The sequence below is a fragment of the Actinokineospora enzanensis DSM 44649 genome (assembly GCF_000374445.1).
GTDB lineage: Bacteria > Actinomycetota > Actinomycetes > Mycobacteriales > Pseudonocardiaceae > Actinokineospora > Actinokineospora enzanensis.
The window spans coordinates 69,647-95,749 of record NZ_KB894411.1 but is presented as its reverse complement, the minus strand read 5'-3'; the positions used below and the strand labels follow the sequence as shown (position 1 = coordinate 95,749).

General features: G+C 72.0%; 28 protein-coding genes. 24 read left to right on the top strand and 4 right to left on the bottom strand.

All coding sequences use genetic code 11. The features are described from left to right. The first annotated feature begins 62 nt into the window (after positions 1–62). Both purN and purH read left to right on the top strand, forming a co-directional pair. Positions 63–695, top strand: a complete 633-nt coding sequence (gene purN, locus C503_RS0113515) for a phosphoribosylglycinamide formyltransferase (RefSeq protein ID WP_033400580.1) — start codon at positions 63–65, stop codon at positions 693–695. Then, positions 692–2,263: a bifunctional phosphoribosylaminoimidazolecarboxamide formyltransferase/IMP cyclohydrolase gene (gene purH, locus C503_RS0113510; RefSeq protein WP_018682748.1), complete on the top strand. Its 1,572-nt coding sequence runs from the start codon at positions 692–694 to the stop codon at positions 2,261–2,263. The genes purN and purH overlap by 4 nt, the downstream gene beginning before the upstream one ends. 99 nt (positions 2,264–2,362) lie before the next feature. On the opposite strand, the gene C503_RS0113505 is transcribed toward purH, so the two are convergent. Continuing rightward, entirely contained in the window at positions 2,363–3,157 is a 795-nt protein-coding gene (locus C503_RS0113505) for a dienelactone hydrolase family protein (RefSeq protein WP_018682747.1), read from the bottom strand. Positions 3,158–3,227: 70 nt separating this feature from the next. Between C503_RS0113505 and C503_RS0113500 the strand changes: the two genes are divergently transcribed. The 6 genes from C503_RS0113500 (at position 3,228) to C503_RS45915 (ending at position 8,727) form a co-directional block, all read left to right on the top strand. Next, the gene (locus C503_RS0113500; protein ID WP_018682746.1) at positions 3,228–4,664 is read left to right on the top strand and encodes a bifunctional ADP-dependent NAD(P)H-hydrate dehydratase/NAD(P)H-hydrate epimerase; all 1,437 of its coding nucleotides are present in this window, start codon (positions 3,228–3,230) and stop codon (positions 4,662–4,664) included. Continuing rightward, a complete protein-coding gene (gene alr / locus C503_RS0113495; RefSeq protein ID WP_018682745.1) occupies positions 4,661–5,734 on the top strand; it encodes an alanine racemase in 1,074 nt (357 codons plus the stop codon). The genes C503_RS0113500 and alr overlap by 4 nt, the downstream gene beginning before the upstream one ends. Beyond that, positions 5,731–6,798, top strand: coding sequence for an alpha/beta fold hydrolase (locus C503_RS0113490; RefSeq protein WP_018682744.1), 1,068 nt, complete (start codon positions 5,731–5,733; stop codon positions 6,796–6,798). The genes alr and C503_RS0113490 overlap by 4 nt, the downstream gene beginning before the upstream one ends. Continuing rightward, positions 6,791–7,246 carry a tRNA (adenosine(37)-N6)-threonylcarbamoyltransferase complex ATPase subunit type 1 TsaE gene (gene tsaE / locus C503_RS0113485; RefSeq protein ID WP_018682743.1) on the top strand — a complete coding sequence of 152 codons (456 nt, stop codon included), beginning with the start codon at positions 6,791–6,793 and terminating at the stop codon, positions 7,244–7,246. Before C503_RS0113490 ends, tsaE begins: the two co-directional genes overlap by 8 nt. Positions 7,247–7,289: 43 nt before the next feature. After that, positions 7,290–7,997 (top strand): HAD family hydrolase, encoded by a 708-nt coding sequence (locus C503_RS0113480; RefSeq protein WP_018682742.1) that lies wholly within the window; start codon positions 7,290–7,292, stop codon positions 7,995–7,997. A 205-nt stretch (positions 7,998–8,202) separates the two neighbouring features. After that, positions 8,203–8,727, top strand: a complete 525-nt coding sequence (locus tag C503_RS45915) for an RICIN domain-containing protein (protein ID WP_169514538.1) — start codon at positions 8,203–8,205, stop codon at positions 8,725–8,727. A 46-nt stretch (positions 8,728–8,773) separates the two neighbouring features. Here the strand turns inward: C503_RS45915 and C503_RS0113470 are convergent, their stop codons facing one another. After that, complete coding sequence (locus C503_RS0113470) at positions 8,774–10,210, bottom strand: acyl-CoA synthetase (protein ID WP_018682740.1); 1,437 nt, start codon at positions 10,208–10,210, stop codon at positions 8,774–8,776. Positions 10,211–10,495: 285 nt separating this feature from the next. Here C503_RS0113470 and C503_RS0113465 point away from each other — a divergent pair, with 285 nt between their 5' ends. From C503_RS0113465 to groL, 9 genes are all read left to right on the top strand, one after another. Continuing rightward, positions 10,496–11,113, top strand: coding sequence for a hypothetical protein (locus C503_RS0113465; RefSeq protein ID WP_018682739.1), 618 nt, complete (start codon positions 10,496–10,498; stop codon positions 11,111–11,113). A gap of 35 nt (positions 11,114–11,148) precedes the next feature. Then, on the top strand, positions 11,149–11,808 hold the full coding sequence (gene tsaB, locus C503_RS0113460; protein ID WP_018682738.1) for a tRNA (adenosine(37)-N6)-threonylcarbamoyltransferase complex dimerization subunit type 1 TsaB: 660 nt from the start codon (positions 11,149–11,151) through the stop codon (positions 11,806–11,808). Next, entirely contained in the window at positions 11,805–12,299 is a 495-nt protein-coding gene (gene rimI, locus C503_RS0113455) for a ribosomal protein S18-alanine N-acetyltransferase (RefSeq protein ID WP_018682737.1), read from the top strand. Before tsaB ends, rimI begins: the two co-directional genes overlap by 4 nt. Next, entirely contained in the window at positions 12,296–13,339 is a 1,044-nt protein-coding gene (gene tsaD / locus C503_RS0113450) for a tRNA (adenosine(37)-N6)-threonylcarbamoyltransferase complex transferase subunit TsaD (protein ID WP_018682736.1), read from the top strand. Before rimI ends, tsaD begins: the two co-directional genes overlap by 4 nt. Before the next feature lie 2 nt (positions 13,340–13,341). Continuing rightward, entirely contained in the window at positions 13,342–13,767 is a 426-nt protein-coding gene (locus C503_RS0113445) for a hypothetical protein (protein WP_018682735.1), read from the top strand. After that, positions 13,764–15,401 (top strand): esterase/lipase family protein, encoded by a 1,638-nt coding sequence (locus C503_RS44520; protein ID WP_018682734.1) that lies wholly within the window; start codon positions 13,764–13,766, stop codon positions 15,399–15,401. Before C503_RS0113445 ends, C503_RS44520 begins: the two co-directional genes overlap by 4 nt. Positions 15,402–15,445: 44 nt before the next feature. Further along, on the top strand, positions 15,446–15,628 hold the full coding sequence (locus C503_RS0113435) for a type II toxin-antitoxin system HicB family antitoxin (RefSeq protein ID WP_018682733.1): 183 nt from the start codon (positions 15,446–15,448) through the stop codon (positions 15,626–15,628). A gap of 206 nt (positions 15,629–15,834) precedes the next feature. Continuing rightward, the gene (gene groES, locus C503_RS0113430; RefSeq protein ID WP_026316263.1) at positions 15,835–16,128 is read left to right on the top strand and encodes a co-chaperone GroES; all 294 of its coding nucleotides are present in this window, start codon (positions 15,835–15,837) and stop codon (positions 16,126–16,128) included. A gap of 79 nt (positions 16,129–16,207) precedes the next feature. Continuing rightward, positions 16,208–17,830 (top strand): chaperonin GroEL, encoded by a 1,623-nt coding sequence (gene groL, locus C503_RS0113425; protein WP_018682731.1) that lies wholly within the window; start codon positions 16,208–16,210, stop codon positions 17,828–17,830. Positions 17,831–17,894: 64 nt separating this feature from the next. Here groL and C503_RS0113420 read toward each other — a convergent pair whose 3' ends face one another. Next, complete coding sequence (locus tag C503_RS0113420) at positions 17,895–18,194, bottom strand: WhiB family transcriptional regulator (RefSeq protein WP_026316262.1); 300 nt, start codon at positions 18,192–18,194, stop codon at positions 17,895–17,897. A 202-nt stretch (positions 18,195–18,396) separates the two neighbouring features. Between C503_RS0113420 and C503_RS39270 the strand changes: the two genes are divergently transcribed. From C503_RS39270 to C503_RS43280, 4 genes are all read left to right on the top strand, one after another. After that, positions 18,397–19,458 carry a hypothetical protein gene (locus tag C503_RS39270; protein ID WP_156893185.1) on the top strand — a complete coding sequence of 354 codons (1,062 nt, stop codon included), beginning with the start codon at positions 18,397–18,399 and terminating at the stop codon, positions 19,456–19,458. Positions 19,459–19,580: 122 nt separating this feature from the next. Further along, positions 19,581–20,177, top strand: a complete 597-nt coding sequence (locus C503_RS0113410; protein ID WP_018682728.1) for a response regulator transcription factor — start codon at positions 19,581–19,583, stop codon at positions 20,175–20,177. 277 nt (positions 20,178–20,454) lie between these two features. Continuing rightward, positions 20,455–21,027: a sigma-70 family RNA polymerase sigma factor gene (locus tag C503_RS0113405; RefSeq protein ID WP_018682727.1), complete on the top strand. Its 573-nt coding sequence runs from the start codon at positions 20,455–20,457 to the stop codon at positions 21,025–21,027. Next, complete coding sequence (locus tag C503_RS43280; protein ID WP_018682726.1) at positions 21,028–22,215, top strand: hypothetical protein; 1,188 nt, start codon at positions 21,028–21,030, stop codon at positions 22,213–22,215. It begins immediately after the preceding gene. A gap of 81 nt (positions 22,216–22,296) precedes the next feature. Here the strand turns inward: C503_RS43280 and C503_RS47840 are convergent, their stop codons facing one another. Beyond that, positions 22,297–22,668, bottom strand: coding sequence for a DUF5319 domain-containing protein (locus C503_RS47840; RefSeq protein ID WP_026316261.1), 372 nt, complete (start codon positions 22,666–22,668; stop codon positions 22,297–22,299). A 244-nt stretch (positions 22,669–22,912) separates the two neighbouring features. Between C503_RS47840 and guaB the strand changes: the two genes are divergently transcribed. From guaB to C503_RS39260, 3 genes are read left to right on the top strand one after another with little or no spacing between them, the layout of a single operon-like run. Next, positions 22,913–24,424 (top strand): IMP dehydrogenase, encoded by a 1,512-nt coding sequence (gene guaB, locus C503_RS0113390; protein ID WP_018682724.1) that lies wholly within the window; start codon positions 22,913–22,915, stop codon positions 24,422–24,424. Positions 24,425–24,453: 29 nt separating this feature from the next. Further along, positions 24,454–25,599: a GuaB3 family IMP dehydrogenase-related protein gene (locus tag C503_RS0113385; RefSeq protein ID WP_018682723.1), complete on the top strand. Its 1,146-nt coding sequence runs from the start codon at positions 24,454–24,456 to the stop codon at positions 25,597–25,599. Next, complete coding sequence (locus C503_RS39260; RefSeq protein ID WP_018682722.1) at positions 25,596–26,093, top strand: GNAT family N-acetyltransferase; 498 nt, start codon at positions 25,596–25,598, stop codon at positions 26,091–26,093. The genes C503_RS0113385 and C503_RS39260 overlap by 4 nt, the downstream gene beginning before the upstream one ends. Positions 26,094–26,103 lie beyond the last annotated feature (10 nt).

Here is a 26,103-nt window from a genome sequence, read left to right as displayed (position 1 = left end):
AGATCCACTGAGCACGGCCTACGCTGGGCACATCCCCGTCCGGCCCCTCGTAGGAGAGCACGCTGAGCGCCCAGTACCTACCCGCCGCCGCGCCTGCCCGGGTCGTCGTCCTGATCTCCGGATCGGGCACCCTGTTGCAGGCCCTGCTGGACGAACACCGCTCGCCCGACTACCCCGCCCGCGTGGTCGCGGTGGGTGCCGACCGCTTCCGGGCCGGTGGGCTGGAGCGCGCCGAGCAGGCGGACGTACCCACCTTCAGCGTGCGCCTGCGGGACTTCCCCGACCGCGCCGCCTGGGACGTGGCGCTGACCGAGGCGGTCGCCGCGCACGAGCCCGACCTGGTGGTCTCGGCGGGCTTCATGAAGATCGTCGGCCCGGCCTTCATGGCCCGCTTCGCCGGAAAGATGATCAACACGCACCCGGCGCTGCTGCCCGCCTTCCCCGGCGCGCACCCGGTCCGCGACGCGCTGGAGCACGGTGTCCGGGTCTCCGGCGCCACCGTGCACCTGGCCGACGACGCGGTGGACTCCGGCCCGATCCTGGCCCAGGAGGCGGTCCCGGTGCTGGCCGGTGACGACGAGGCAGGCCTGCACGAACGCATCAAGGCGGTGGAGCGGCGGCTGCTGGTCGACGTGGTGGCGGGCATGTCCCGCGACGGCTACACCGTGGACGGACGAAAGGTGAGCATCCCGTGACCGAATCCGCTGCGCGCAGGCCCATCCGCCGCGCGCTGATCGGCGTATCGGACAAGACCGGCCTGCTGGAGCTGGCCACCGGCCTGCACGCGGCAGGTGTGCAGATCGTCTCCACCGGCGGCACCGCCAAGACCATCGCCGACGCGGGCGTCCCGGTCACCCCCGTGGAGGAGGTCACCGGCTTCCCCGAGTCCCTCGGCGGCCGGGTGAAGACCCTGCACCCGCGCGTGCACGCGGGCCTGCTGGCCGACATGCGCGACCCGGCCCACGTGGCCCAGCTCGACCAGCTGGACATCGCCCCGTTCGACCTGCTCGTGGTCAACCTGTACCCCTTCGTCAAGACGGTCGCCTCCGGCGCGTCCCCGGAGGAGTGCGTCGAGCAGATCGACATCGGCGGCCCGGCCATGGTCCGCGCCGCCGCGAAGAACCACGCCAGCGTCGCCGTGGTCGTCGATCCCACCCGCTACCGGTGGCTCCTGGAGGAGGTGGCGGCGGGCGGCTTCACGCTGGTCGACCGCCAGTCGCTGGCCGCCGCCGCCTACCGCCACACCGCGTCGTACGACGTCGCCGTGGCCTCCTGGATGGGCAACGCACTGGCCCCGGACGACGAGGGCTCCGGTTTCCCGGGCTGGGCAGGCGCCACCTGGAACCGCCAGTCGGTACTGCGCTACGGCGAAAACCCCCACCAGCGCGCCGCGCTGTACGTGCGGGGCGACGGCGTCACGGGCCTGGCGACCGCGACCCAGTTGCACGGCAAAGAAATGTCGTACAACAACTACGTCGACTCCGACGCGGCCTGGCGCGCGGCGCACGACCACGCGGCCGCCTGCGTGGCCATCATCAAGCACGCGAATCCGTGCGGCATCGCCATCTCGGACGTCGACATCGCCGATGCCCACCGCAAGGCCCACGCCTGCGACTCGATGAGCGCCTTCGGCGGCGTGATCGCCGCCAACCGCGAGGTCAGCCTGACCATGGCGGAACAGATCGCGGAGATCTTCACCGAGGTCGTCATCGCCCCGTCCTACGCGGACGGCGCGGTGGAGGTCCTGGCGCGCAAGAAGAACATCCGAATCCTGCTCGCCGAACCCCCCACCCTGGGCGGCGCCGAACTCCGCCCCATCTCCGGCGGCCTGCTGATCCAGACCGCCGACGCCCTGGACGCCAACGGCGACGACCCCACCAAGTGGACCCTCGCCACCGGCCCGGCCGTCGATGAGGACGCCCTCGCGGACCTCGCCTTCGCCTGGCGCACCATCCGGGCGGTGAAGTCCAACGCCATCCTCATCGCGTCCGCGGGCGCCTCGATCGGCGTCGGCATGGGCCAGGTGAACCGGGTCGACGCCGCTCGCCTGGCAGTGGCCAGGGGCGGGGACCGGGTCAAGGGCGCGGTCGCGGCCTCGGACGCGTACTTCCCGTTCCCGGACGGCCTGGAAGTCCTGCTGGAGGCGGGCGTCCGGGCAGTGGTCCAGCCCGGCGGGTCGGTCGGCGATGGCAAGGTCATCGCGGCGGCGGAAGCGGCGGGCGCCACCATGTACCTGACCGGCACCAGGCACTTCGCCCACTAGCACGGCAAAGACAATGGGGGCGTGGACTGTGGTCCACGCCCCCATTGGTTTTTACCCACCACCAACGGGCTTCTGTCGTCAATGAATGGGAATCGCACGCTAGGCGGCCACCTTCTCAAACCCGACTTCCACTCCCTTCACGTTCTCATCCAAGAACCCCAGATACTTCCCGTCCCCACCAAGCTCCCCCAAGAAGAACGCGGTCAGCAACGCCCGAGCCACCCGTTGCGTCGCATGTTCCCCCCGCCCGGCAACCAACAGATCACTCCAATGCCGCCCCTCCACAAACCCGAGATGCGACGCTTTCTCGATAGTCCTAACCCGGGCACTCCCACCCCAGGCCCGAGCGATCAGGTCCCCATGCGCCCCGGCCGGAGCCACCAGATCCTGCCCCGCCAACACATGCAACGAAGGCATCGAGCACCGAGCAGCAGCCTCGGAAGCCAATGGCCGGGTCTGCGCCACAGCCAATGTCGCCACCGCCCGCACCCGTGAATCAGCAGCAGCGGCCAACACGGCACTCCCACCCCCGGTGGAATGCCCAGCCACCCCCAACCGCTCGGGATCGACGCTGATCGCGCCCTCGCCGAGCCGCACCCCGACACACACATCCAGCGCGGTCCGCAGGTCGGCGGCCAGCAGCCGGTGCGACCCGAACGGCCCCAGATGCGTCCCGGGCACCGCCACCACGATGCCCCAGGACGCCAGGTGGCGCAGCAGGCCGCGGTAGCGCAACGGCGGCTGCAGCCAGCCGTGTCCGAACGCGACCGCGGGCAGCCCCAGACCGGCGCTCGGCGTGAACACCAGCCCCGGCAGGCCGACCAGGGCCAGGTCGCCGCGGAGGACCTGGTGGGGGCCGGGGCGGGCTAGCTCGTCCAGGAGGTGCTTGGCCATGCCGGTCAGCCTATCGGTGCTCGAAGTACCTGGTGGTTACCCTGGTGCGGGAGCACGAGAGAGGAGCCGCATGCGGGGCGTCTGGACGACCGGGCACGTCAGGACCGCCGAGGAGGTCGTGCTGGCCCGGACCGCGCCGGGCGCGTTGATGCGCCGGGCAGCGCACGGGGTCGCGCTCCACGTCATGCGCCTGCTCGACCGGCACACCGGCGGTGTCTCCGGGCGTCGGGTGGTGCTACTGGTGGGCGCGGGCAACAACGGCGGTGACGCGTTGTGGGCCGGTGCTTTCCTGCGTCGCCGCTCGGTCGGCGTCACCGCTGTCCTGCTTGCCCCGGACCGGGCGCATGCCCAGGGACTTGCTGCTCTACGGCGTGCCGGGGGCCGGGTCGGCACGCCGGATGAGGTGGACTTCGCGGACCTGGTCGTCGACGGGATTGTCGGATTGTCCGCGCGCGGTCCGCTGCGGCCGGACGCGGCTGAGGTCGTGCGGCGGGTGCGGGCCCCGATCGTGGCCGTCGACCTGCCCAGCGGGGTCGATCCGGACACCGGCGCGGTGGATGGGCCCGCGGTCACCGCGGACGTGACCGTCACATTCGGTGCGTACAAGCCGGTGCATTTCCTGGCCGGGGCTCGGTGCGGCGCGGTGCATTTGATCGACCTCGGGCTGCCATTGGACCGACCCGACTTCATGGTGCTCGACGAGACGGATGTCGCCGCCGCGTGGCCGGTGCCCGAGGCGGACGACGACAAGTACAGCCAGGGTGTCGTGGGTGTCGCGGCGGGATCGTCCACCTACCCTGGCGCGGCCGTGCTGGCCGTCGGGGCCGCCGTCCGGGCGACATCCGGGCTGACCCGTTACGCCGGATCGGCCGCCGACGAGGTGAGCAGGCAGTGGCCGGAGGTGGTCGCCACCGGCTCCGTCACCGACGCGGGGCGGGTGCAGGCCTGGGTGGCCGGGCCGGGGATGGGCACCGGCAAGTCGTCCCGGGACGTGCTGGCGCACGTGCTGGACGCGGGCGTGCCGACCTGTATCGACGCGGACGGGATCAGCCTCCTCGCCGCGCACCCCGACCTGTGGGACGCGCGTGATCCGAGTGCACCGGTGCTGTTGACCCCGCATGACCGAGAGTTCACCCGGATCGCCGAGCCGCGCGGTATCGACCTCGGCGCGGACCGGGTGGCCGCCGCGTCCGCTCTCGCCGCGAAGCTGGACGTCACCGTGCTGCTCAAGGGGCACGCGACCATCGTCGCCGCCCCGGACGGCCGGGTGCTCGTCAACCCGGCACGGTCGCACTGGCTGGCCACGGCCGGTTCCGGCGACGTCCTGTCCGGTCTCATCGGCGCATTGCTCGCGGCCGGATCGGACCCATTGCTCGCGGGCGGCTGCGCGGCATGGCTGCACGTCCGCGCCGGGGAACTGGCCGCCCTCGGCGCGCCCACGTCCGCCTCCGCCATCGTGCACGCCATCCCGGCCGCCCTGCGCGACCTGCTCGGCGCCGCCCGATGAGCCGCGCCGAGGTCGTCGTCGACCTGAACGCCGTGCGGCACAACGTCGCCCTGCTCGTCGACCGGGCCGCGGGCGCGGAGAGCATGGCCGTCGTCAAGGCCGACGGCTACGGCCACGGCGCCGTCCCGATCGCCAGGGCCGCCCTGTCCGCGGGCGCGACCTGGCTGGGCTCCTGCACCCTCGCCGAGGGCCTGGCGTTGCGCGAGGCGGGCATCACCGCCCCGATCCTGTCCTGGTTGGACACTCCGGATGTCGACCTATCGGCGGCGGTCCCGGCCGGGATCGACGTCGGGGTGTCCTCTGTGGAGGAACTGGGCAGGCTGTCCGGCGCCCGCGTCCACCTGAAGGTCGACACCGGACTGAACCGCAACGGCTGTCCTCCGGAGCTCTGGCCGGACCTGGTCCGTGCCGCGGCCGCCTCCGACAACGAGGTCTACGCCGTCTGGTCCCACCTGGCCTGTGCGGACGAGCCCGGCCACCCCGCGATCGACCTCCAAGCCAAACGCTTTACCGACGCCTATGACATCGCCGTCTCGGCAGGCCTGAACCCCCGCCGCCACCTGGCGAACTCGGCCGCCACCCTCACCCGCCCCGACCTGCACTTCGACCTGGTCCGCCTGGGCATCGCGATGTACGGCCTGAACCCCTTGCCCAGCAACGAAAACCTGCGCCCCGCGATGACCTTCCGCGCCAAGGTGGCCTCGGTCAAACGCATCCCGGCAGGCGAGTCCGTCTCCTATGGACAGACCTGGACCGCCCCGCACGACACCACCCTGGCCCTGGTGACCGCGGGTTACGCCGACGGCGTCCCCCGCCTCCTCTCCAACCGCATGAGCGTCCTGATCAACGACCACCGCCACCCCATCCGCGGCCGCGTCTGCATGGACCAGATAGTCATCGACTGCGGTGACACCCCGGTCTCCCCAGGCGACGACGTCACCCTGTTCGGCCCGGGCACCCACGGCGAACCGACCGCCACCGAATGGGCCGAGACCATCGGCACCATCGACTACGAGATCGTCACCGGCATGTACCGCCCTCGGGTGACCCGCAGGTACGTGGGCGAATGAACCGCGCGAGCAAGCTCGCGGCAGGCGCCGGTGTCCTCGCCGCCGTGACAGCGGTCGCGGTCGGGGTGACCACCCGCAAGCGGAGCAAGGCGGAGGATCCCTACGCGGACGAGCAGCTGGGCGAACTGCGCCCAGACCGCACCAGCACCGTCGTAGCCGATGACGGCGTGGATCTCTCCGTCGAGGAAGTCGACCCGGCCGACGGCGGCAAACCCGTCCTCACCGCCGTCTACGTGCACGGTTTCGCCATGAGCAGGCGCGGTTGGCACTTCCAGCGCCGCGACATCGCGAACCTCACCGACCCGCGCGTCCGCCAGGTCCTCTACGACCAGCGCTCGCACGGCAGATCCGGCCGCGCGACCAGCAAGAGCAGCACCATCGAGCAGCTGGCCGCCGATCTCGACGAGGTGCTCAGGGCCGTCGTGCCCACCGGCCCGATAGTCCTCATCGGACACTCCATGGGCGGCATGACCATCATGGCGCTGGCCGAGCGCGAGCCCGAGCTGTTCGCCGACCGGGTCCGCGGTGTCGCGTTCATCGGCACCTCCGCCGGGGAGGTCGGCCGCAGCGGCCTGCCTCGCCCGCTGCTCTCCAAGTACAACCCGCTCACCCGGGTGCTCGGCCAGGTCGCCGAGTGGCAGCCCGGTGCCGTCGAGCTGGTCCGGTCGGCGGGTGGTGGGCTGACCCGGCGCGCGGCCAGGACGTTCGGGTTCGGGCCGGGTGACATCAGTCCGCGCCTGGTCGAGTTCCTGGTCGACATGCTCGACGTCACCCCCGTCCGGGTGCTCGCCGACTTCGTGCCCACCCTGGGTAGCCACAACCGCTACGCCGCGCTGGCCGGTCTCAAGCACTGCCGGGTCCTGGTGCTCAGCGGTGACCACGACTGGATGACCCCGTTCGCGCATGCCGAGCGGATCAACGCCGCACTGCCCGACTCGCGGCTCGTCCGGGTGGCGGGCGCCGGGCATGTGGTGATGTTGGAGCGCCCGGACGTGGTCACCGAGCACCTGGTTACGCTGCTGCGCGAGTGCGCGGGTCGGAAGAAATGGTGGAACCGTGGCTGAAAGCGTCGAACTGCTCACCGCGGACGACACGCTGTCCTTCGGCAGGACCCTGTCCGTCCATCTGCGCCCCGGCGACCTCGTGCTGCTCGCTGGCCCGCTCGGCGCGGGCAAGACCGTGCTGGCCAAGGGGATCGCCGAGGGCCTTGGGGTGCGCGGCCGGGTGAGCAGCCCGACCTTCATCATCGCCCGCCAGCACCGCCCCGGACCGCGCGGCGTGCCGATGCTGCATGTCGACGCCTACCGGCTCGGCGGGAACCTGGACGAGCTGGACGACCTGGACCTGGACTCGGCGCTGGTCGAGTCCGTCGTGGTGGTGGAGTGGGGTGAGGAGACCGCCGCCCGGCTGTCCGCCGACCACCTGCTCATCCGGCTGACCCGCAACCCCGACGACAGCAGGCAGGCCGTCGTCGAACCGCACGGCGCCTGGGCCACCCGCGCCTGGGCGTGAAAACCGCTGGTCACGGGGCGGGCGGCGGGGCTAGGGTCGCGGTATGCGCGCGGTGATCTTCGACTGGGGCGGCACGCTGACCCCGTGGGTGACCATGGACCACCTGGCGGCCTGGCGGGCCTACGCCGACGTCCTGCACCCCGACGACGCCGAGCGGGCCGCGGGCCTGGCCGCCACCGTGAGCGCGGCCGAGAGCGCCGCCTGGCTGCGCGTGCGCGACCACCACACCGCGTTCACCCTGGCCCAGGTCCTGGACAGCGTCGGTGCCCCGCACGACGTGCCCGCCCTGGACGCCTTCCGCGGCTACTGGGACCGCGCCACCTACACCGACCCGGAGGTCGCCCCGATGCTCGGCGTCCTGCGCGAGCGCGGCCTGCGCACCGGCGTGCTGTCCTCCACGGCCTGGCCCGCCGCCTGGCACGTGGACGTGTTGCGGCGCGACGGCGTGCACGACCTGTTCGACGCGCTGGTGTGGAGCAGCGACCTCGCGTACACCAAGCCGCACCGGGTCGCCTTCGAGGCCGCGATGGCCGCGGTCGGCGTCGACGACCCGGCCGACTGCGTGTACGTGGGTGACCGGCCGTACGACGACATCAGCGGCGCCAAGGCGGTCGGCATGCGCGCGATCCTCGTGCCGCACAGCGATATCCCGCTCGCGCAACAGGTCCCGGTCGATGTCCGACCGGACGCGGTGGTGCAGAAGCTGTCCGATCTTCCGGCCGTGCTCGACGAGTGGCTGCGACACAGGTAGCTCACCCTCGACTTTCGTCTACATCCGACAGTCGTCGGAGCGAAAACCTAAGTGCCGTAGCGCATTCCGTCTGTCACCAACCATCCCCTGTTCGAGGAGTCGGACAAGCCGTCGGGGGGATCGGCCTGGGCCGCGTTCTGCGCCAGGGTGGTTCCGGGCGGGAGTGTCCCGCCCGGAACGGGGAGGGACGAAGACCATGAGGACCATGAGGTCACGCACGGTTTTCCTCAGCGGGGTGGCAAGCGTCGGGATCCTGGTGATGGGCGCGGTGTCCGCGGCGGCGGACCCGCTGGACACGCCGGTCGCGGGCGGGCGTTACCAGGTGCAGGCGGTACACAGTGACAAGTGCCTGGACGTGAGTGGCGCGAGTCCGGACAACGGCGCCGGGGTGATCCAGTGGCAGTGCCATGGGGGTCCGAACCAGCGCTGGACCCTGGTCGACGCGGGCGGTGGCACCTACAACCTGGTCGTCGACCACAGTGACAAATGCCTGGACGTGAGCGGTGCGAGCGCGGACAACGGCGCCGGGGTGATCCAGTGGCAGTGCCACGGCGGTCCGAACCAGCGCTGGCGCGTCGTCGGCGCGGGCGGCGGCTCGTTCAACCTGGTCGCCGTGCACAGTGACAAGTGCCTGGACGTGTCTGGCGCGAGCCAGGACAACGGCGCGGGCGTGATCCAGTGGCAGTGCCACGGTGGCCCGAACCAGCGCTGGCTCTTCAGCGGCATCTGATCGGACCCGGTGGTGGGCCGTCCCGAGGTGTGGCGGCCCACCACCGTCAGCCCAGGGCGCGTTTGGTGACCTTGCCCAGCTCGTTGCGCGGCAACGCGTCCAGATACCGCACCACCCGGGGCCGCTTGTGCGGGGCCAACAACCGCGCCACGTGGTCGGCCAGCTCATCCGCCGCGGGCGGCGCCCCCTCGGCCACCACCCAGGCCACGATCCGTTCCCCCAGATCCGGGTCCGGCTCCCCGGTCACCGCGGCCTCCGCCACCCCCGGATGCTCCAGCAGCGCGTTCTCGATCTCCCCGGCGCCGATCTTGTACCCACCGCTCTTGATCAGGTCGGTGGCCCGCCGCCCCACGATCCGCACGTAGCCGTCGGCGTCGCGAATGGCCATGTCCCCGGTCCGGAACCACCCATCGCGCATGGCGTCGGCAGTGGCGTCCGGCCGGTTCAGGTACCCCAGGAACAGGTTCGGCCCGCGCACCTCGATCTCGCCGATGCCCTCGTGCACGACGAGCCCGTCGTCATCGACCAGCCGCAGATCCACACCGTCCACCGGCCGCCCGACCGCTCCCGGCCGCCGATCGCCTGCCGCCCGGACGCTGCAGTTCATCAGCGTCTCGGTCATCCCGTACCGCTCCACCACCTGCTGCCCGGTCGCCGCGGACAGGCGGGCGTGGTCGGTGGCGGGCAGGGCGGCCGAGCCGGACACCAGGAGCCGCGCACCGCCGATCGCCTTCGCCAGCGCCGGGTCGGCCTCGCAGTCCGCGACCAGCCGGTGGTACATCGTCGGCACGCCGAACATCATCGTGGCCCCCGAGCCCAGCGCGGCGGCCACCGCGCCCGACTCGAACCGGCCCAGGTGCCACACGCCGCCGCCCAGCCGCAGCGGGCCGAGCACGCCCAGGATCAGGCCGTGCACGTGGAACAACGGCAACCCGTGCACCACGGTGTCGGCGGAGGTCCACTCCCAGGCCTCGGCCAGCGCGTCCAAGTTGGCGGCGATGGCCCGCCGAGGCAGCAGCACTCCCTTGGGCGGCCCGGTGGTCCCGGACGTGTAGACGATGAACGCGGGCGACTCCGGATCAGGCTCCACGGGCCACTCGCCCGCGGCCCGCACCTCCGGATCGACATGCAGGCGGGGCAGCTCGGCGAGCGCGCCGGGCAGCTCGGCGAGCGCGCCGGGCAGCTCGACCTCCGGCGCCGCCAGTACCAGCTCAGGAGCGCTGTCGGCGACGATGTGCGCCAGCTCGCGCTCACCGATTTTCGGGTTCACCGGCACCACCGCGACTCCTGCGGCCAGCGCGCCCACCACCGCCAGACAGGTGTGCAGGCTCGGCGTGGCCCAGACCGCGACCCTGGCGTGTCCGGAAAGCCGGGCAGCCGTCGCGCGGGCGGACCCGGCCAGCCCGGCATAGTCGATGGCGTCGGCGCCGAAGCGAACCGCTTCGCGCGCGGGTAGCGTGACCAGCGGAGGCAGCAGCACCACTCAACTGTAGTGCCTCGACCCGGAGTGCCGACCACGTCTCGACCTGCCCACGACGTCCCTGGCTGCGTTGCCGAAACGCCCAAGGCCCAGTACGAGGGCGTTCCGGCGCCTTGCCAGGAACGCCGTGGACAGGCCGATACGCGGCCGACACCCCGGGTCGAGGCACTAGGGCAATAGATCGTCACCATGGCGGTGAACTTCGTCGCACATTGTGACCCGCTGTTACGGCCACCGCGTCGGCGGCGATAGGGAAGCCGGGGAAGTCCGGGTGTCGGGAGTGTCGGGTTGAACTTCGGGAAGCTGTTCGGGTTGCTGCGGCGACGGTGGCTGGTGCTCGTGCCGCTGCTGCTCGTCACGGCGGTCGGCGCCGGGTACGCCTACGTCACCACCCCGCTGGGCTACCAGTGGACCGGCAGCGTGGTGATGCTCGCGCCGAAGGACGGCCGGATCGTGCGCCCGGCCAGCCAGCTGGAGCAGACCAACTCGCTGCTCGCGTTCGCGCCGACGCTGTCCACGATCACGATCATGCTGATCGAGGAGACCGCCGTCTCCGCGGCCAAGCTGGTCACCCAGCCGAAGGACGCCGTCGAGATCACCAGGGACGGCCCGTTCATGTCCGTCAAGGTCGAGGGTGCCACCGCTGCGCGCGCCCTGGAGCTGGGCAAAGAGGGCTTCGACCTGATCCGCGACTCGCTCGACGACAGGCAGAAGGCGCTCGGCGCGCCTGCCTCCACCTGGGTGACGGTGAGCGTGGTGGCCGCGCCCGCCGAGCCGGAGAAGCTGCCCAAGGCACGCATCTCCAAGGTCGGCGGGGTGCTCGCGGCGGGCACGCTGTTCGCCCTGTTCTGCGCGTTCGCGGCGGAGAGCGTGTCGACCAGCAGGCGTCAGCGGGCGGTCCGCTGACGGGCCCGTCGGGCCTGCTCGTACCCTTGACGGCTGTGCTGGTTCTCGCGGTCGACACCGCCACCCCCGCGGTCACCGCCGGAGTCGTCGAACTCGCGGACGGGACACCGAGGCTGCTCGCCGAACGGATCACCGTGGACGCCAGAGCGCACGGCGAGCTGCTGTCCCCGCACCTGCGGGACGCGCTGGCCGTGGCGGGCCGGACGTTGTCCGAGGTCGACGCGCTGGTCTGCGGCATCGGCCCCGGTCCGTTCACCGGCCTGCGCGCAGGCATGGTCACCGCCGCCGCCCTCGGCCACGGTCTCGACCGTCCGGTCTACCCGGTGTGCACGCTGGACGCCATCGCGTCGGACGTACCCGGGGTGCCCGGCGAGCCGCTGCTGGTGGTCACCGACGCGCGCCGCCGCGAGGTCTACTGGGCCGCCTACGACGCCGACGGCCGCCGGGTCACCGACCCCGCCGTGACGGCCCCGGCCGAGGTGGCCGCGCGGGTCGCCGGGCTGGGCGTCACCCGGGTCGCGGGCGCGCGGATCTTCGACTTCGGCCTGCCCGTCGTCGGCCCCGAGCACCCGAGCCCGCTCGGCCTGGTCGCCGCCGCCGACCTGACCGGTGCGCCCGGCCCGCTCACCCCGCTCTACCTGCGCAGGCCGGACGCCGTCGAACCCGCCGCGCGCAAGCGGGTGAGCCCGGGATGACCGTCCGGATAGCGCCGCTGCGCCGGGCCGACCTGCGCCGCTGCGCCGAGCTGGAACGGGTGCTGTTCCCCGGCGAGGACCCGTGGAGCGAGTCCGCGTTCGCCGCCGAGCTGGACTGGGGCCACCACTACGTCGGCGCTTTCGACGGCGAGCTGCTCGTCGGCTACGCCGGGCTGTCCCTGGTGGGCGCGCCCGGCGACATGGAGGCCAGCGTGCACACCCTGGGCGTCGACCCGGTCTGGCAGCGCAAGGGCGTCGGCCGTGCCCTGCTGCGCACCCTGCTCACCCGCGCCGACGAGGCGCGCGCGCAGGTTTTCCTGGAGGTGCGTACGGACAACGCCGCCGCCATCACCCTCTATGAGGCGCACGGGTTCGCCACCGTCGGCCTGCGCCGCCGCTACTACCAGCCCTCCGGCGCCGACGCCTACACCATGGCCCGGCCCGCGCGGCTGCGCGAGACAGTGCCCGAGACAGCGGAGAAAAGCTCATGACGATCATCCTGGGCATCGAGAGCTCCTGTGACGAGACCGGCGTCGGTCTGGTCCGGCTCGGCTCGGACGGCGGCCTTGAGCTGCTGGCCGACGAGGTCGCGTCCAGTGTGGAGCAGCACGCCCGGTTCGGCGGCGTGGTGCCCGAGGTGGCCAGCCGGGCGCACCTGGAGGCCATGGTGCCGACCATGCGCCGGGCCTTCGACACGGCCGGGATCGCGCTGTCCGATGTGGACGCCATCGCGGTCACCTGCGGTCCAGGCCTGGCGGGCGCGCTGCTGGTCGGCGTGTCCGCGGCCAAGGCGTACGCGATGGCCCTCGGCAAGCCGCTGTACGGGGTGAACCACCTGGCCGGGCACATCGCCGCGGACACCCTGGAGCACGGCCCGCTGCCCGCGCCCACGCTGGCCCTGCTGGTCTCCGGTGGACACAGCCAGTTGCTGCGGGTGGACGGCCTGGCGGGCGGGATCACCGAGATCGGCTCCACCATCGACGACGCGGCGGGCGAGGCGTACGACAAGGTCGCCCGCGTGCTCGGCCTGCCCTACCCGGGCGGCCCGCCGATCGACAAGGCGGCCCGGCGTGGGAACCCGGCCGCCATCGCGTTCCCACGTGGACTGACCGGCCCGCGCGACGCCAAGTTCGACTTCTCGTTCTCCGGCCTGAAGACCGCCGTGGCCCGCTGGGTGGAGGCCCGCGAGCGCGACGGCGAGGAGGTGCCGGTGGACGACGTCGCGGCCTCGTTCCAGGAGGCGGTCGCGGACGTGCTGACCGCCAAGGCGGTGCGCGCGGCGACCGAGCTGGGCATCGGCACGCTGGTGGTCTCGGGCGGGGTCGCGGCCAACTCGCGGCTCAAGGAGCTGGCCGCCGAGCGCTGCGCGGCCGCCGGTATCGAATTGCGCGTGCCCCGGCCCCGGCTGTGCACGGACAATGGCGCGATGATGGCGGCGCTGGGCGCGCACCTGGTCGCGGCGGGCGTCAAACCGTCCTCTTTGGACCTCTCGGCGGACCCGGCGCTGCCGGTGTCGACCATCTCGGTGTAGCGGTGAACCGGCGGGTGCTGATCGTCGCGGGCTGCCTGGTCGTGGTCGCGGCGGTGATCGTCGGCGTGCTCGTGTTCACCGGGGGCGAGGTTACCGGCACGCCGGTCGCCCAGGACGCCGCGGCGACACCGACGCCGTCGAGCGCGCCGCCGCTGACCGAGGACCGGGCGAAAGCCCTGGTGGCGGACTTGACCAGTGGCTCGGAGGAACGGGTCCGGCGCGCGCTCGCGCTCGCGCCCGACCAGCCGCTGGACCCCGGGTTCGTGGACGGCATGGCGAAGGTCCCGCTGACCCTCGATGTGTCCACTTTTCACACCGAGGCGAACGGTATGGCCCGGGTCGTCGGAACAGTGGACAGTGCTAAGTGGACCGTGTGGTTGGTGGCAGTGGACGGTCAGTGGCTGATCAGCGCGACGGAGCAGGCATGAGGCGTGTCCTGGCGATAGTCGGTGTGGTGCTGGCGTTCGTACTCCTGTGCGCTGCCCCGGCGAGTGCACAGGAGATGCCGAAGCAGTGCGACGGGAAGTCGACCGCGCCGGATGCCGGACAGTCGTCGGCCAAGCGGCCGGTGGTGTTCGTGCACGGCTGGACCGGTGACCCGATGGGCGACTCGGCTGGCAAGCTCGCCGGACAGCTCGACGGGAAGATCAGCACGTTCACGTTCGACTACAGCAGGTGGGCGTCCTACTGGGCCTCGGACGAGCACATCGCGCCCTGCCTGGCCGCATACCTGATGCTGGTGTCGGGAGCCTACGAGAAGGCGGGCGGCGACGGCCGGATCATCGTCGTCGCGCACTCGATGGGCGGCCTGGCCCTGCGGTACGCGTCGTCGCCCGCGCTCGCGGCCCGGGTGCCGTACGTGATCACCCTCGGCACGCCGCAGCTGGGGTCGCCGTGGGGTGGGGCGGACGGGCTGTCGCGGATCAACGAGGTGGTCCGGCACGTGTTCGGCAAGGAACTGCCGCCCACGCAGGGCAAGGACGGCGGCAAGTGCCTGGCCGAGCACCAGCGGGGCTCCTCGCTGCCGAGCGGGTGCGGAGGGCTGCCGCCGTACCTGCCGAAGGGGATGAACCTGACGCAGATCGCCGGGGACATCACGGTCAAGCGCACCTTCTTCGGCCTCACCGCGTATTCGATCCCCCTGTTCAGCGACGGGATCGTCCCTGTCCCGTCCGCGCACGGCTATCCCCCTTCGGGGCCGACGGGGCTGCCGCCCGAGGACGGCGCGAAGTCCTATACCCGAACGGATTCGTGCAGCGTCGACTTCGGACTCGTCAACCAGGCGGCACACAGCCTGGCGTTCGCGGCATCATCCATGGCGTTCGACTACCTGACGTTGCAGGACCTGCAGAAGGACCGCTTCAGCGCACCGGTCCAGGCATACCTCGGCGGTGCGACGATCACCGCGGCGTGTTCGCACCTGCGGTTGCCGACCGACCAGAGCGCGGTCAACCAGATGACCGAGGTGGTCAAGTCGGCGCTGGGCGAGCTCGGGAAACCGGCGGCGGGGAACGCGACGAAGACCGTGAACGTCGCCGCGGTGGACAAGTCCGGTAATCCTGCCTCGGGGTACACCGTTGCCGATGACACCGGCGACGTCGACATGTGCTCGGCCTCGCCGGTGGCGGTCGCCGCCGACATCGTCTCCTGTTCACCCTCCGCCGCGGGCGCCATCGCCTGCTGGCCCGGCCCGGACCGACACGCGCTGCTGTGTGGTGGGCTGCCGTGGGAGAAGAAGCTGTACTCGGCCCACTCGACCGAGAGTGTGCCCGCGGCGGACGTCCCGCCGTCGCCTCAACCGTGGGGGCTGGAACTCGCCAACGGCATGAAGTGCGTCATCCGCAACGGCGGCGCCTGGGGCGGCCGAGCGGACGGGTATACCGGCGCCTACTCGTGCCAGCCGAGTTCGGACGTGGTGCTGGCGGCGCCGGACCAGGACACCGCGGTGGACCGCTCCGGTCCGGTGTGGACCGTCAAGGTGGGCCAACTGGGCGACCAGGACCAGACTTTCCCGCCACCGACCACCCAACAGGTCCGCACCGCCTACTTCGCCACCTCCTGAGGGCGCCGGACGTTGTGCCTGCACCTCGGGGTGACACTGGAGGCATGGGCAACCAGCAGATGCTGACCGCGACCGTGCACCGGGAAGAGGACTGGTACATCGCGCAGTGCCTGGAGATCGACGTGGCCAGCCAGGGGCGAACGATCCGGGAGGCGCTGGGCAATGTCCGCGAGGCCGTGGAGCTGTACCTCGCCGAGGTGGCCGAGCCGGAGCGCGGTCGCCACTAGCACGAACGGGCCTGGTCAGGCCACCTTGCCTCATCACACGCGGGGGTCGTTGCAGGGTTAGCAGTCGCCTCGGTAGAGTGCTAGTCGCACGGCGCCAGCACCGCCCCGGCACCCGCGACGGCGGGGTGGCAGGAGCCGTGGGCGTGGGCACCTGCCCGCGCTCTTGTACCTGCCAACGCTATCGACGACCCGTGGAGGTCACAGCGGTGAGCGTCAACATCAAGCCGCTCGAAGACAAGATCGTCGTCCAGGCGAGCGAGGCCGAGGCGACGACCGCCTCCGGCCTGGTCATCCCGGACACCGCCAAGGAGAAGCCGCAGGAGGGCAAGGTCCTCGCCGTCGGTCCCGGCCGGATCGACGACAAGGGCAACCGCGTCCCGGTGGACGTCGCGGTCGGCGACGTCGTCATCTACTCCAAGTACGGCGGCACCGAGGTCAAGTACAACGGCGAGGAGTACCTCATCCTCTCCGCCCGCGACGTGCTGGCTGTCATCAACTGACACCCCGGCTGACCAGCCAAGCGCCCCGGCGGCCCCGTTCGGGGCATCCGGGGCGTTTCGCATCACGAGAGGGTAGGCAATGCCCAAGCAGATCAGCTTCGACGAGGACGCTCGTCGGGCGCTCGAACGCGGCGTGAACAAGCTCGCCGACGCCGTCAAGGTCACCCTTGGCCCGCGCGGTCGGCACGTCGTGCTCGCCAAGAAGTTCGGTGGTCCGACCGTCACCAACGACGGTGTGACCATCGCGCGCGAGATCGAGCTGGAGGACGCGTTCGAGAACCTCGGCGCCCAGCTCGCCAAGAACGTCGCCACCAAGACCAACGATGTCGCTGGCGACGGCACCACCACCGCGACCGTGCTGGCCCAGGCCCTGGTCCGGGTCGGCCTGCGGAACGTGGCGGCGGGTGCCAACCCGACCTCCATCGGCCGCGGCATCCAGGCCGCCGCGGACGCGGTGGTCGAGTCGCTCAAGGCCAAGGCCACCCCGGTCAAGGGCCGCGACAACATCGCCCAGGTCGGCACCGTCGCCTCCCGCGACGCCTCGATCGGCGCGCTGCTCGGCGAGGCCATCGAGAAGGTCGGCGAGGACGGTGTGATCACCGTGGAGGAGTCCTCCACGCTGGCCACCGAGCTGGTCGTCACCGAGGGTGTCCAGTTCGACAAGGGCTACATCTCCGGCCACTTCGCCACCGACCTTGAGGCGCAGGAGGCGGTGCTGGAGGACGCGTACATCCTGCTGTACCGGGAGAAGATCTCCGCCCTGGCCGACCTGCTGCCGGTGCTGGAGAAGGTCGCCGAGAGCGGCCGCTCGGTGCTGATCGTGGCCGAGGACGTCGAGGGCGAGGCGCTGTCCACCCTGGTGGTCAACGCCCTGCGCAAGACGATCAAGGCCGTGGCGGTGAAGGCGCCGTACTTCGGCGACCGGCGCAAGGCGTTCCTGGACGACCTCGCCGTGGTCACCGGCGGTCAGGTGATCTCCGCGGAGATCGGCCTGAAGCTGGCCGAGGCCACCCTGGACACGCTGGGCACCGCCCGCCGCGTGGTGGTCAGCAAGGACGAGACCACCCTGGTCGACGGCGGCGGCACCCGGGCCGACATCGACGGGCGCGCCGAGCAGCTGCGCAAGGAGATCGAGGCCACCGACTCCGACTGGGACCGCGAGAAGCTGCAGGAGCGGCTGGCCAAGCTGTCCGGCGGGATCGCCGTGATCAAGGTGGGTGCGGCCACCGAGACCGAGCTGTCCGAGCGCAAGCACCGCATCGAGGACGCGGTCGCCGCGACCAAGGCCGCGGTCGAGGAGGGCATCGTCCCCGGCGGCGGCTCCGCGCTGGTCCAGGTCGCCAAGGAGCTGGAGGACAACCTCGGGCTCACCGGCGACGAGGCCACCGGCGTGACCATCGTGCGCGAGGCGCTGTCCGCGCCGCTCTACTGGATCGCCGCGAACGGCGGCCAGGAGGGCGCGGTCGTGGTGAACAAGGTCCGCGAGCTGCCCTGGGGCCAGGGCTTCAACGCCGCCAAGCTCACCTACGGCGACCTGCTCGCCGACGGCGTCGTGGACCCGGTCAAGGTCACCCGCTCCGCGGTGGCCAACGCCGCCTCCATCGCCCGCATGGTGCTCACCACCGAGAGCGCCGTGGTGGAGAAGAAGGACGACGAGCCCGCCGCGGCTGGTCACGGTCACGGCCACGGGCACGGCCACTGACCTGAAGAACGAGCAATAAGGAAGGGCCCGGTCCGCGAGGACCGGGCCCTTCCGGTGTCCGTGGCTACTTCGCGACGGCCAGCGTGCGCTTCTCGGTCTTGATGATCGCCTCGCGCTCCGACTCGGAGAGCCCGCCCCAGATCCCGTACGGCTCGTGCACCGCGAGCGCGTGGCTGCGACACAGCGACAACACCGGGCAGGACTGGCAGATCGCCTTGGCCTTGGCCTCCCGCCGGGCGCGGGCCGGGCCACGCTCGCCGTCGGGGTGGAAGAAGAAGGCGCTGTCCATCCCTCTGCAGGAACCGTCCAGCTGCCAATCCCACACGTCGGCGTTCGGGCCCGGAAGCCTGCGAGTGTCCGCCATGGTGGCAGCCTCCTGATGAGTGGACTGGCGGAGTCGGTTACTCCATTCGGTGCAGCGATTTACACGCTAGAACCGTGACTTTCCTTGTTCAAGGGTGATCGACTCATCGGATACGCGATTCAGCCGATCGGCATCACCCGGTCGACGCAGCGTGGCCAGCGGACCGGTTGCCCGGCGGAGAGCGTCACCCGAAGATGGCAGGGTGGGTGCCGATTCCGCGCGTGCCGCCCCGGGTTCCTCCACTGTGGGTGGCCCCCGGGTGGTCGCGGGCACCGCACTGACCGGCTACGACCCCGCTGCTCGACAGCGTTCCGCCCGTTCGGCCGGGTCGAATCCCACCGCGCCGGGGCCGCCGCGGTCGATCCGCCGGGTGGGTGACCCCGATCGGACCGCGCTGTGGGACGTCGCGTTCGGCGCCACACCCGGTGCCACCCCGCGGTACCCACCCGGTGATCCGTTCTCGGCCTGGCTCGGCGCCGTCGCGCTGGGCGGACAGGGCCATTACGCCCGCGCCATGGCGACGTTGCTCCCGCTGGTCTCCGGCACGGACCCGGTGCTCGCCGCGCTGGCCGCCGCCACCCTCGCCTCCCACCGCAGGCAGCTCGGCGGCCACGCGGCCGCCCGCGATCTCGACGGACTAGGACTCCGCCGACTCGCCGAAGTCGGTATCACCCCGGCGCGACCGCCCGCGCGGGTCCCCGGCGAGGAGGGCGCGGACGCCGCCGCGGCGCTGTCCGACGTGCTGCTCGGGCTCGCCGCGGACGCCGTCGGGCTGGGCCGCGTCGGCGAGGCGCGGAGCCTCTTCGGAATCGAGTCCACCTGCCCGAACCCTGGCTGGCGGGGGACCGTCCGGCGCGGCTGGGTGGCCGCCGAGATCGAGCTGGCCGCGGGCGTCCCGGCGGCCGCCGAGGCACCCGCCCGCGCGGCCGCCGAGGTCGCCGCGGACTCCGGTTCCACCCGGCACCGGATCAAGTCCGCCCTCGTCCTGGGCGCGGTGAGGGCTGTTACCGGCGACCGGGAAGAGGCACACTGGTTGATCTCCGGCTGCGCGCGCGAGTCGGTCGGGCACCGGCTGTCGCCGCTGCGCTGGCCGTGCGCCCTCGTGCTCGCGGACCTGGAGCCCGGTGCGGCGGCCGCGCACCGGCGGCACGCGGAGGAGGTCCTGCACTGTGTGTTACGACACGCCGACCCGGCGGGCCGGTCGCTCGCCGCGGCGTCGCCATGGCTCCCGACCTCGGGTTTTGATCTTGCTCCGAACAGGTGACATCGGCGAACCGGTCGTCCGGTTGATTGGTTGACAGATTTACCACCGAATCGTGTCAAGGTTGGGCCGCCGGCGTCCGATAGGGGAATTGGAACGTCACTCGGCTGCAGGAAGGAGTCCCCGTGACGACGGTCTTGATCTGCGACGACCGCCGCAGCGTTCGGGAGGGCTTGACCCGTGTCATGTCTGCTGTCCCAGGGGTCAGTCGCATCGACTGCGTAGCGCACGGTGACGAGCTGCTCGCCCGCTTCTCCCGGCAGCCGGTCGATGTCGTCCTGGTCGGCACCCAGCGGGCAGTGCCCACCGGCGTGGAGGCCACCCGGCGGCTCGTCTCGGCCAACCCGCAGGCCAATGTCATCGTCTTCGGCGCACCCGATGACGCGGGCAGCATCGCCGCGGCCATTGCCGGCGGCGCGCGTGGTTACCTGCGCTGGGACGCGTCCCGGCCGGAGCTGGTCGCCGCGCTCGCACACACGCTGGCCAGCACCTCCGTGCCCGCGCCCCGCCAACCCTCCGATCCCGGTGTCCAGCTCACCGACCGCGAGCTGCAGGTGCTGCGCGGCATGAGCCAGGGCAAGAGCAACGGCCAGATCGGCCGCGAGCTCTACCTGTCGGAGGACACCGTCAAGACCCATGCGCGTCGGCTCTTCCGGAAACTCGGCGTGCGGGACCGCGCGCAGGCGGTGGCCCATGGGTTCCGGCGCGGCCTGGTCTCTTAGCGAGTACAGCGTCGGCGGCGAGCCGTGCGTGCCCGGGGCGGAACGGGCACGCACGGCTAGTCGTGCGCGTCCAGTCCGACACCCGTTCGGCCCTTGCGCTTGGCGCGGCGCCCGATACCGTGACCGCTGCCCGTCCACCCCGATCATCGCCGAGCCCCCGGCGGTACCCGGAATCGACGACCGAGCAGGGCGGTACGGTGGACCGCGGGCCGGGACTCACCCCCGGTTCGGTGACCGGCAGTTGACCACATTCGTAACACCAGGGCTGCAATCTGCGATGACCACATTGGGGGACGGACTGGACACGTCGGTGAGTGCTGCCGTCGAGGGCGATCCTCGTGCGGTCGAGCGCGTGCTGGCGTCGGTTCGGCCCCTGGTGGTGCGGTACTGCCGCGCCAGGGTCGGCAGGCAGGAACGGTCGTTCGCCTCGGCGGACGACGTGGCGCAGGAGGTGTGTCTCGCGGTGTTGACCGCCCTGCCCGGCTACCGCGACCAAGGCAGGCCCTTCCTGGCCTTCGTCTACGGGATCGCCGCGCACAAGGTGGCCGACGCGCACCGCGCCTCCGCCCGTAACCGATCCGAGCCGGTGGCCGATGTGCCCGACGAGCCGGAGAAGGAGGCGGGGCCGGAGCAACGCGCGATGCAGGGGGAGCTGTCGCGGCGGATGAGCGAGCTGCTCAGCGTCCTGCCGGACAAGCAGCGCGAGATCGTGGTGCTGCGGGTCGTGGTGGGGCTTTCGGCGGAGGAGACTGCGGAGGCGGTCGGATCCACCCCGGGGGCGGTTCGAGTGGCCCAACACCGGGCACTTGCCCGGTTGCGGAAGACTTTGTCGGCGGAGGAGGTGGCCTGAGTGCCCGACCAGAGCGATCGCGAGGAGCGCGGTGTGGACGAGGTGACGTCCTCGGTCCCCGCGCCAGGACGGCCGGACCAGTCCAACGTGACCCCGCTCACGTTCGGCTCCGGTGTGCGCCTCGACGGTGTCGGCAACCTCGACGGCCTTGGTGACCTCGGCGACCTGCTCGGCCCGGCCGAGCGCGCCGAACTGGCGGGCCTGCTGCGCGAGGACGGCCCGGACGGGCTCGACGACGCGGTGGACATCTCCCGCGTGCACGCCGACGACGCCTTCCTGGACATGCTCGGCGCCGCCGTGCGCGCCGACAACCTCGACTCCCGCGGCTTCGACCCGCTCGCCTTCGACGCGCCCACCCGGCACGACGCCGACCTGCCGGTCGACTTCCGCGACGACGACCTGGCCGCCCTGCTCAGCTCCTGGCGCGACGAGGTCGACTCGGCGCCCATCCCGGAGCTGGTCGACGGGCAGCTCGCGGTGGCCACCGTGTACGCCGCCAGGGCGCGCAAGCGCCGTAGACCCAGACTCCTGGTCCCGGTCGCCGCGGCCGCCGCCGTGCTCGCCATCGCGTTCACCGGGGCAGGCCTGGCCGCCCGCGACGCCCAGCCGGGTGACACGCTGTGGAGCCTCACCAAGGTGCTCTACGCCGACCACGCCCGCTCCGTCGAGGCCGCCGCCTCGGTGCGCCAGGACCTCGACATCGCCCAGACCGCCCTCGCCGAGGGCAAGGTCGCGGAGGCCAAGTCCAAGCTGGAGGACGCGCAGAAGGGGCTGCCGTCCATCGCCACCGAGGACGGTGCCGCCGAGCTCGCGGCCACCCACGCCGACCTGCTCTCCCAGCTGCCGGGATCGCCAGCGGGCGGCGTGCAGGCCCCGCCGTCGGCCATCCCCAGCACCGTCCAGCCGGTGCCCACCACGGTGCCGACCACGGCCCCCACCTCGAACAACACCAAGCCGGAACAGCCCGTGCCGACCGTCGCGCCGAGCAGCCCGCCGGACACCACCGTGCCGCCGACGACGCCGCCGTCCACCACGCCGCCGACCACGACCAGCGAGCCGCTGAACGAGTCCCCGCGCAACGAGACCCCGCCGGGTCCCGGCGCGGCGCCCGCCACCGGTCAGGTCCAGTCGTTCTCCGTGCAGATGGCCAATCCGCCAACGAGCACGACAAGCACGACCACGCCCTGAGCGGGCCGAACCGAACACGCGAAAGAGCCCCGCCGATCTCCCGGCGGGGCTCTTTCGCGTGTTCGGGCCGTTCCCGGCGGTCTAGAGGGCGTTCTCGCTGGCGGTCACGCCGTCGGCGTAGCCCCGGCAGTACTCCCAGCTGACGTAGTCGCCCGGGTCCGGGTCGTAGGCGGGCTCGTGCGGGCGCATCTTGCCGTCGTTGAGCAGCTGCTCCAGGCTGGCCGCCAGCAGCGCCCAGTCGTGGTAGTGCGGCTCCTGGCACTCGGCGCAGTCCACCACGATGCCGCGCACGCCGCGCGGCTCCAGCAGCGCCTGGTACACCGCCAGGTCGGCCAGGTCGGCCAGCAGCTCCTCGCGCTCCTCCTGGCTCATCGGCGGACCTGCCTCGTCATCGGGTTCGTCCAGCCCCCGGGCGGGATCGTCCGGGTCGTCGGCGAACGGGTCGGGCGGCAGCGCCCCGCGGGGGTCGCCCGGCGGGCGCTCGTCCCACGGCTCGCCCGAGAACGGGGTGGGGGGAACTGCGTCATGCGGCACGACCACGCACGGTACCGGGCGAGCCCCCGATCCTGCCCGGATACCATGGGGGAACCGCGTCACCAGCGCACCCGTACCGGTTCCTGGCGCGTCCACGGCCGCTAGAGCAACCCCCGGCAGGCCACCGGGACCGCAGGCAAGGCAGGAAGGTCCGCCACCCACCATGACCAGCGAGCTCAACGCTGACGGGATCCCGCCCAAGTTCGCCACCCTCGGCCTCACCTTCGACGACGTGCTGCTGCAACCCGCGCAGTCCGATGTGATCCCGAGCACGGTCGACACCTCGACCCGGGTTTCCCGCAACGTCACGCTGCGCATCCCGCTCGCCTCGGCCGCGATGGACACCGTCACCGAGGCCAGGATGGCCATCGCCATGGCCCGCCAGGGCGGCATCGGCATCCTGCAGCGCAACCTGTCCATCGAGGAGCAGGCCAGGCAGGCCGAGACCGTGAAGCGGTCCGAGGCAGGCATGGTCACCGACCCGGTCACCTGCTCGCCAGGCGACACGCTCGCCGAGGTCGACGCCATGTGCGCGCGCTACCGCATCTCCGGCCTGCCGGTCACCGACGCCGAGGGCACCCTGGTGGGCATCATCACCAACCGGGACATGCGCTTCGAGGTCGACCACACCCGGCTGGTCAGCGAGGTGATGACCAAGGGACCGCTGGTCACCGCCCAGGTCGGGGTGTCCGCGGAGGCCGCGCTCGGGCTGCTGCGCAGGCACAAGGTGGAGAAGCTGCCGATCATCGACGGCGAGGGCAAGCTGCGCGGCCTGATCACCGTCAAGGACTTCGTCAAAACCGAGCAGTACCCCAACGCCACCAAGGACCCGGACGGCAGGCTCATCTGCGGCGCCGCGGTCGGCGTCGGCCAGGACGGCTACCAGCGGGCGATGACCCTGGTGGACGCGGGTGTGGACGTGATCATGGTGGACACCGCGCACGGGCACGCGCGGGCCGTGCTGGACATCGTGGCGCGGCTCAAGGGCGAGCTTGGCGACGCGGTGGACGTGGTCGGCGGCAACGTGGCCACCCGCGCGGGCGCCCTGGCCATGGTCGAGGCGGGCGCGGACGGCGTGAAGGTCGGCGTCGGCCCCGGCTCCATCTGCACCACCCGGGTGGTCGCGGGCGTGGGTGTGCCGCAGATCACCGCCATCTACGAGGCCGCGCAGGCGTGCGCCCCGGCGGGCATCCCGGTGATCGGCGACGGCGGCATCCAGTACTCCGGCGACATCGCCAAGGCCATCGCCGCCGGTGCCGACGCGGTCATGCTGGGCAGCCTGCTGGCGGGCACCGCGGAGGCCCCCGGCGAGCTGATCCTGGTCAACGGCAAGCAGTTCAAGAGCTACCGGGGGATGGGCTCGCTCGGCGCGATGCGCTCACGCGGCGAGGCCAAGTCCTACTCCAAGGACCGCTACGCCCAGGACGACGTGCTCTCCGACGACAAGCTGGTGCCCGAGGGCATCGAGGGTCGGGTGCCCTTCCGCGGCCCGCTGTCCCAGGTGGTCTACCAGCTGATCGGCGGCCTGCGCGCGGGCATGGGCTTCACCGGCTCGCAGAGCGTCGCCGAGCTGAAGCGGGCGCAGCTGATCCGGATCACCGCGGCCGGGCTCAAGGAGAGCCACCCGCACGACATCACCATGACCGTCGAAGCGCCCAACTACACCACCCGCTGACCTTCTCAGCGGCCGCGAAAGGAAGACCCGTGCGGGATCTCGTCGACATCGGCATGGGCCGGACCGCCCGGCGCGCCTTCGGCCTGGACGAGGTGGAGATCGTGCCGTCCCGGCGCACCCGCTCCTCCAAGGACGTGGCCACCACCTGGCAGATCGACGCCTATCGGTTCGACATCCCGCTGGTCACCCACCCCACGGACGCCATCGTCTCGCCAGGGACCGCGGTGGCCGTCGGCGAGCTGGGCGGCCTGGGCGTGCTCAACGCCGAGGGCCTGTGGGCCCGGCACGAGAACGTCGAGGACGCGCTGCTGCGCCTGGTCACCGCCGCCGAGAAGGGCGCCGAACCGGCCGAGCTGGTGCGCGCGTTGCAGCAGCTGCACGCGGAGCCGATCCGGGTGGAGCTGATCACCGAGGCGGTGCGCAAGGTGCGCGAGGCCGGGGTGACCGTGGCCGCCAGGGTCAGCCCGCAGCGGGCCGCCGAGCTGACCCCGCACCTGCTCGGCGCTGGCGTGGAGATCCTGGTCGTGCAGGGCACCATCGTCTCCGCCGAGCACGTCGCCAGGGACTCCGGGCAGGCCGAGCCGCTGAACCTGAAGAGCTTCATCGCCGACCTGGACGTGCCGGTGGTCGCGGGCGGCGTGCACGACTACCGCACCGCCATGCACCTGATGCGCACCGGTGCGGCAGGCGTGATCGTCGGCTACGGCCACTGCGACGGGGTGACCACCACCGACGCCGCGCTGGGCATCGGGGTGCCGATGGCCACCGCGATCGTGGACGCGGCCGCCGCCCGGCGCGACTACCTGGACGAGACCGGCGGCCGGTACGTGCACGTGATCGCCGACGGCGACGTGCACACCAGCGGCGACATCGCCAAGTCGATCGCCTGCGGGGCGGACGCGGTGATGCTCGGCGCGCCGCTCGCGGTGGCCGCCGAGGCGCCCGGCCAGGGCCTGTACTGGACTTCCGCGGCCGCGCACCCGTCGCTGCCGCGCAGCCGGGTGCTGCCGGTGGCCGAGGACGTCGAGGTGGACCTGCGGACGCTGCTGTTCGGGCCGTCGAACGACGCGGACGGGCTGGTCAACCTGTTCGGCGCGCTGCGCAGGTCGATGGCCAAGACCGGCTACTCCGACCTCAAGGAGTTCCAGAAGGTCGGGCTGACGGTCCGCTCGTGAGGGTCGTGCTGTTCGTCCGCGGCGGGTTCGCGCTGGCCGAACCCGCCGATGGCGATGTGGAGCGGCTGCGGGCGGAGTCCGATGGGGCGTTCGACGTCGACCCGGACGAACGGTCCGCGCCGCCGCCGGTGAACGTGGACCGCGCGGTGGTGGTGGACGTCGCGACGGGTGAGTTGCTCGGTGACGTCTCCTGGCACCAGGTGCAGTACGGGCGCACGCACGCGTGCGGGGCGTGGAACATGGGCATCATGCTGTTGCCTGCCGCGCGCGGGCGGGGTGTGGGGTCTGCCGCGATACGAATGGTGGTCGAGCACCTGTTCGCGACCACGGACCTGGACCGGGTGGAGGCATCCACCGACGTGGACAACCTGCCCGCGCAGCGCGCGCTCGCGGCGGCGGGGATGCGACGCGAGGGCGTGATCCGGGGTGCCCAGCTGCGCGGTGGAGTGCGGCGGGACCTGGTCGCCTACGGGGTGCTGCGGTCCGATCGCTGACCTGTTACCG